Origin of the sequence: Zoogloea sp. (genome assembly GCF_017302315.1) — a bacterium.
Taxonomy (GTDB): Bacteria; Pseudomonadota; Gammaproteobacteria; order Burkholderiales; family Rhodocyclaceae; genus Zoogloea.
Genome location: NZ_JAFLDT010000054.1, coordinates 23,029 through 29,929 on the forward strand (window position 1 = coordinate 23,029; position 6,901 = coordinate 29,929).

Sequence of the window (6,901 nt, forward strand, 5' to 3'; positions counted from 1 at the left end):
CGATCCCATGAAGCTTTCGTCCAGAACCAAGGTCATTCTGGCCACATTGGCCTTCTCCCTGTCGCAAGCCTACCTAATCGGCTCGCTCCACTCATTACGGCCAAGTATCGTAGAACTTCAGTTGACGTTTGCTCCGGATCGATATTGGGAGATTCTCGAGCTCTGGGGTGAGGCGGGTCGGGCGGCCTACCATGATCATTTTTCCGCCGACTTCATGCACATCGGCATATTCTCGCTCTTTGGTTACCTGCTGGCGCACCACGCGAGCTTGTTCGACCCCGATGAGCGAAAGAAGGCGTGGCGGCTTGCGATGATGTTGCCGGTGGCCGGGGTGTTTGATCTGGGCGAGAACCTGCTGCAACTGATGCTCTTGTCCGGTCCGACCGGGGCGAACAGCGTCGCCATACCCCTTTCGGCCGCGTGTTCCACCGCCAAGTGGGCACTGGTGGTCGCCTTTTCGTGGATTTCTGCGCAAAGGGTGCTAAAAAGACTCGGATTTTCTTCACGCTGAAGAAGTTGAGAGCGAGCATGAGGGGGCGCTTATCGATAACATTGATTGACATTGTTACGTCGGCTTCCCCATGCAGCGCGTCTATCACCCCGAGGCACATTCTTCCCGCCAGGTCGAAGCCCGTCTGGCTTACTGCCGTGAAGGCTTCCTGAACACGCTTCACGAAGCGGCGGGGGAGGTCATCCAGCACGCGGACTGGCTCGACGAGCTGGGGCGCGCGGCGGGCGAGTGCTTCGACGAACTCGCCGGGCAGCGTGTACGTCTGGGTTTCGAGCAGGCCAAGGGGCTCACGGCTTCGCGCATCAGCCTGGTGCACGACCACGACATGGATTTTGCGGTCGAGCTCACCAACCTCGAGCAGCGCCTGCGCAGTTTCTGCATGCGCGAGCTGTCTACCCTCCATCTGCGTCTGAAGGATGTCTTCGAGGCGGCGGGTCTGGCACTGGGCACCGAGCTGCCTGTCGGCCCTGAAGCCGTCTGTCGTGCCCTGCGTATCTTCCGGGACAGCGAGCAACTCAATCCCGACGAGGCATTGCAGTTCATTGAGCAACTGGAGCCTTCCCTGTGCAGTCACCTGTGCAGCTATTACCGAACCCTTGAGCACCGCCTTACAGACCCTGTGAGCCTTGAGGAGCCGGCGCCGGAGCTGACGCCGCCGCCTTCTGACCATCGCTTGGCCTGGTCGGACGGCCCTACCGCCCGCGGCAGTCTTCCCATGGATCCTCTCACCTCCCTGCGCCTGTCCGTGCTGGCGCGTTGCGAGGCAGCGGCAGGGGCATCCCGCGGCATGGACGCAAGTCTGGCAGCGGTGTTGGTGGAGCGGGTCGAGGCCTGGCTGGGAGAGCGCCAACATTACGGTGAAGGCGTCCCGGCATCCGTCGGTGGAAGCGAGCTGGGCGCCCTGCTGGCACCGCCAAGGGCTGCGGCCGTCGAAGTCATCGAGACCATCTGCAATTACACGGCCCGCCTGCCTGACTTGCCCTCCCCGATCAGAGCCGTGATGGGCCAGCTACGGGTTCCCCTGCTGCGCTTGGCCCTTCGCAGTGAGATCCTGCTGGCCGAGCCCCGTCATCCCGCACTGCGCCTCGTGGATCTCATTGCCGATCTTGGGCGCAGCATGGCGCCCGACAGTTCGCCTGAAGCGCCGGTTGCTCAGGCTCTGCTGCGCCTTGCCCAGTCCCTCGGCAAGGCTCCCCGGATTGCCGACAAGGACTTGGTGGCTGCCCTGGGTAAGGTCGAGTCCCTACTCGAGGCGCGCAAGCGTGCCGCCTTGTCACGGGCCGCAGTCCATATTCAAGCCGCGCATCGCCTGGAGCGTCGGGAGGTGGCGCTGCTGCAGGCCAGCCAGGCGGTGCATGAGATGACCGCAGGCGTTACGGATTCGGTTGCCCGGGCGTTTGTAGAGGGCTATTGGGTGCATGTGCTGGCCAAGGTCGCCTATCGCTATGGCCCGGGAAGCCCGAAGTGGGTGGCCCGCGAGCAAGTTGCCAGACGCCTGCTGGAAAGTGCCCGGCCTGACCCGGATGCAGCGCACCGCCAGATGCTCATGACCCAGCTACCTGCGCTGATGGCGGGGCTGGAGGAGGGGCTGCGCTACATCGGTCTTTCCGAGGCGCATGTGCGCGAGGGTTTGGCTCCCTGCCGAGCCCTGATGGCCGCATGCATTGCCGGTCATCCGGATCCGGTGCCGTTGCGGCGCCCGCCGATTGGCCCCAGCCTGATCGCCCAGGCCGGCAATCCGCATTTTCATGTCCTCAAGCACAAGCAGCACTTTGCCGGGGATCTCAGCCTGCCGTCCGAGTGGGCGGACGTGGATATTGGTTCGCCGGTTGCCGTGGGCCTTCCCGACGGCAAGGTGATGCGGGGAGTGGTGGCACTTATCGGCCCGGCCCAGCAGCTCGTCCTGATTGCCGACGCCGACAGTCCGGCCGTGCTGGCGATCACCGCGCGGGCGCTGGCCCATCAGGCCACCCAGCCGGCCACCCGGGTATTCCGGCCTGCTTCGCTGGTGGACGAGGCGGCCACCGACAAACTGATCAATCCCTGAACCCCCGGGCAGGGGAACCGATGTCGGTGCGGCGGGTCTGCCAACAGGCCCTACAATTCTTCGCTGCACCTTCTCCGACCCGCCCACCATGCCTTCCGACTCCGTCCCGCCGAACGCCGGGGCCAACGCCATCCGCATCCGTGGCGCCCGCCAGAACAACCTGAAGAACCTGTCCCTGGACATCCCCCACAACGAATTGGTGGTGGTGACGGGGGTGTCCGGCTCGGGCAAGAGCTCCCTGGTCTTCGACACCCTGTACGCCGAGGGTCAGCGCCGCTACGTGGAGACTTTCTCCCCCTACGCCCGGCAGTTCCTCGACCGCATGGACAAGCCCCAGGTGGATCGCATCGAGGGCGTGCCTCCGGCCATCGCCATCGACCAGACCAATCCGGTGCGCACCTCCCGCTCCACGGTCGGGACGATGACCGAGCTGGCCGACCACTTCAAGCTGCTCTACGCCCGGGCGGCAAAGCTGCACTGTCGCTGCTGTGGCAAGCCGGTGAGCCGCGACACCCCGGCGACGATCTTCGAAGACCTGTCCGCCCGCGCCGCCGCGGCGGGCGACCCGCGCCTCGTGGTGAGCTTCCCGGTCGCGGTGCCGTCCAACTTCAGCGACGAGGAGATCACCGGTCTCCTCGCCCAGCAAGGCTACACCCGCATCCACGCCCGCGATGGCGACGTGCTGCATGTGGTGCAGGACCGCTTCCGCCTGGGCAATGCCGAGCATGCCCGGGTGATGGAGGCACTGGAGACCGGCCTCGCCGTCGGCCACGGCCGCCTGTCGGTGCATGCCCTGACCGATGCGGGCGAGACGCGCTGGAAGTTCAGCAGCGGCCTGCATTGCGCCGATTGCGACATTGCCTACTCCGACCCGCTGCCCAGCCTGTTCTCCTTCAACTCGCCCATCGGCGCCTGCGAGACCTGCAAGGGCTTCGGCCGGGTCATCGGAGTGGATTTCTCCCTGGTGGTGCCGGACGAGTCGAAGACGCTGGAAGAGGGCGCCGTGAAGCCCTGGCAGAGCCCCAGCTTCAACGAGTGCCAGGACGACCTGGCGAAGATGGCGAAGAAGTACGGCGTGGCCATGGACATCCCCGTCCGCGACCTGCCCGCCGAGCATCGGGAATGGCTGTTCGAGGGCGATCCCAAGTGGAAAAGCTGGGACAGCTCCTGGCCGCGCTACTGGTATGGCATCCGCCACTTCTTCGACTGGCTGGAGAGCAAGGCCTACAAGATGCACATCCGGGTGCTGCTGTCGCGCTACCGCAGCTACACCGAATGCCCCGCCTGCCACGGCGCCCGCCTCAAGCCCGATGCGCTGCTGTGGCGCCTGCCGGCGGCGGGGGGGGACTGGGCGATCCATGCGCTGATGGCCCGCCCCATCGACGAGATCGTGCCCTTCGTTGCCGGGCTGGTGCTGCCGGCGCCCCTGGACGAGGCCACCGAGCTGCTCCTGGGCGAGATCAAGGGCCGTCTCAAGTATCTGCAGGACGTGGGCCTGGGCTACCTCACCCTCGACCGCCAGTCCCGCACCCTGTCCGGCGGCGAGGTGCAGCGCATCAACCTGACCACTGCACTCGGCACTTCGCTGGTGAACACCCTGTTCGTGCTGGACGAACCCTCCATCGGCCTGCACCCGCGGGACATCAACCGCATCCTCGGCGTGATGGAGCGCCTGCGCGACGCGGGCAACTCCCTGGTGGTGGTGGAGCACGACCCCCAGCTGATGCTCGCCGCCGACCGCCTGCTCGACATCGGCCCCGGCCCCGGCGAGCGGGGCGGTGAGATCGTCGCCTACGGCGCCCCCACGGCCATCGCCAATGACCCCGCATCCCTGACCGGCGCCTATCTGGCCGGCCGCAAGCGCGTCGATGCGCGCCGCACGTTCCGCCCGGTGGCGGCGGATGCGCCACGCCTCACCCTCAAGGGCGCCCGCCAGCACAACCTGCAGGGCGTCGATCTGGCCATTCCACTGCGGCGCTTGGTGGGCATCACCGGCGTGTCGGGCTCGGGCAAGTCCACCCTGATCCAGGACGTGCTCTACCCGGCCTTGGCCAAGCATTTCGGCCAGCCCGCCGACGTGCCGGGCGCCTTCGACGGTTTTTCCGGTGTGGACGCCATCAAGGGCGTGGTGATGGTGGACCAGTCGCCCATCGGCAAGAGCGCCCGCTCCAACCCGGTGAGCTACGTGGGCGCATGGGACGCCATCCGCAAGCTCTACGCCAACCTGGAAGAGTCCAAGGAGCGGGGCTACACCCCGGGCACCTTCAGCTTCAACTCCGGCACCGGGCGCTGCCCCACCTGCACCGGCTCGGGCTTCGAGCACGTGGAGATGCAGTTCCTCTCCGACGTGTACCTGCGCTGCCCCGACTGCGACGGCAAGCGCTACCGCCCCGAGATCCTGGCCCTGCAGTGGCGCGGCCGGAGCGTTGCCGACGTGCTGGAGATGACCGTCTCCGAGGCCCTGGCCTTCTTCGCCGACCAGAAAGCGGTGCTCGCCGCCCTGGCACCCCTGGCCGACGTGGGCCTGGAATACCTGCGCCTGGGGCAACCGGTGCCCACCTTGTCCGGTGGCGAGGCCCAGCGCCTCAAGCTGGCCGGCTATCTGGCCGAGGCCGCCCAACTGGCCGGCAAGAAGCGCAAGGCCGGCGACGGGGAGGCCGGGCCCGGCCTGCTCTTCCTGTTCGACGAGCCCACAACCGGCCTGCACTTCGAAGACGTGGCGCGCCTCCTGTCGGCCTTCGAGAAGCTGCTGGATGCGGGCCATTCCCTGGTGGTGATCGAGCACAACCTGGATGTCATCGCCGCCGCCGACTGGCTGGTGGACCTCGGCCCCGAGGGCGGCAGCGGCGGTGGGATGATCGTCGCCGAAGGCACGCCGGACGCGCTCATCGCCACGCCGGCCTCCCACACCGGCAAGGCCCTGGCCGACTACGCCGCCCAGCTGTCGGCCATGCAGGCGGCGCCCCGTGTCGCCGAGGCCGCGCCGCGCTACCGGGCGGTGGCACCCAAGGCCATCACCATCCGCCACGCCCGCCATCACAACCTCAAGAACATCAGCCTGGACATCCCGCGCGACACCTTCACGGTGATCACCGGCCTGTCCGGCTCGGGCAAATCCACCCTGGCCTTCGACATCGTCTTCGGCGAGGGGCAGCGGCGCTATCTGGAATCCCTCAACGCCTACGCCCGCCAGTTTGCCCAGCCCTCGGCGCGCCCCGAGGTGGATGCCATCTTCGGCATTCCACCCACCGTCGCCATCGAGCAGCGGGTCAGCCGGGGCGGCCGCAAGAGCACGGTGGGCACCCTCACCGAGATCCAACCCTTCCTGCGCCTGCTCTACGTCAAGCTGGGCACCCAGTACTGCCCCGACTGCGACGTGCCGGTCACGCCGCAGAGCTTCGAGGCCATCGTCGCCCAGATCCAGCGCGACTGCGCCGGGCAGTCTGTGGAGCTGCTGGCGCCCCTGGTGGTGAACCGCAAGGGCTTGTACACCGACCTGGCCAAGTGGGCGCGGGGCAAGGGCTTCGAGCAGCTGCGCGTCGACGGCGACTACCTGCCGACAAAGAAGTGGCCGCGCCTCGACCGCTACAAGGAGCACAACATCGAGCTGCCACTGGGCATGGTCAAGGTCGGGCCCGACACCGAAGCCCTGCTGCGCGAATACGTCGAGGCCGCACTCGAGCACGGCAAGGGCGTGCTCAAGGTGCTGCCCCTGGGCGACGCGGCTGCGCCGCTCATCACCCTGTCCACCCTGCGCGCCTGCCCGGATTGCGGCACCAGCTTCCCCGAGCCCGACCCGCGCCTGTTCTCCTACAACGCCAAGCACGGCTGGTGCCCCGACTGCTACGGCACCGGCCTGCGTATCGCCGGCAAGGTGGACAATCCGGACGACCTGGACCTGGGCGAGCTGGACACCGAGAGCGAGGAGGCCTGCCCCAGCTGCCACGGCGCCCGTCTCAACCCGGTGGCCCGTGCCGTGCGCTTCCGTGATCTGGGCCTGCACGAGCTGTCATCCCTGGCGGTGGGCAAGGCCTCGGGTTTCTTCGAGGCACTGCAGCTGGGCCATCGCGAAGCCGAGATCGGCCGAGACCTGGTGGCCGAGATCCGCGGCCGTCTCGACTTCCTGCAGAAGGTCGGCCTCGGCTACCTGGCCCTCGACCGGGCCGCGCCCACCCTGTCGGGGGGGGAGGCCCAGCGCATCCGCCTGGCGGCCCAGCTGGGCTCCAACCTCACCGGGGTGTGCTACATCCTCGACGAGCCGACCATCGGGCTGCACCCCCGCGACAACCAACTGCTGCTCGACACCCTGGAAGCCCTGCGCGGCCGTGGCAACACCCTGCTGG

At 67.5% G+C, this 6,901-nt stretch carries 3 protein-coding genes; all 3 read left to right on the forward strand.

Going from position 1 to position 6,901, the window contains the following annotated elements:
• Positions 1–7: 7 nt before the first annotated feature.
• A complete protein-coding gene (locus J0L98_RS15065; protein ID WP_296412591.1) occupies positions 8–511 on the forward strand; it encodes a hypothetical protein in 504 nt (167 codons plus the stop codon).
• A 70-nt stretch (positions 512–581) separates the two neighbouring features.
• Positions 582–2,558, forward strand: coding sequence for a DUF1631 family protein (locus J0L98_RS15070; RefSeq protein ID WP_296412592.1), 1,977 nt, complete (start codon positions 582–584; stop codon positions 2,556–2,558).
• Between the two features lie 88 nt (positions 2,559–2,646).
• Positions 2,647–6,901: excinuclease ABC subunit UvrA (gene uvrA / locus J0L98_RS15075; RefSeq protein WP_296412593.1), on the forward strand; the 4,255-nt coding region annotated here is incomplete at its 3' end.

What these genes read in the sequence shown, in the direction of transcription:
- J0L98_RS15065 (WP_296412591.1), top strand. Translation starts at nt 8, where the DNA reads ATGAAGCTTTCGTCCAGAACCAAGGTCATTCTGGCCACATTGGCCTTC.
- J0L98_RS15070 (WP_296412592.1), top strand. Translation starts at nt 582, where the DNA reads ATGCAGCGCGTCTATCACCCCGAGGCACATTCTTCCCGCCAGGTCGAA.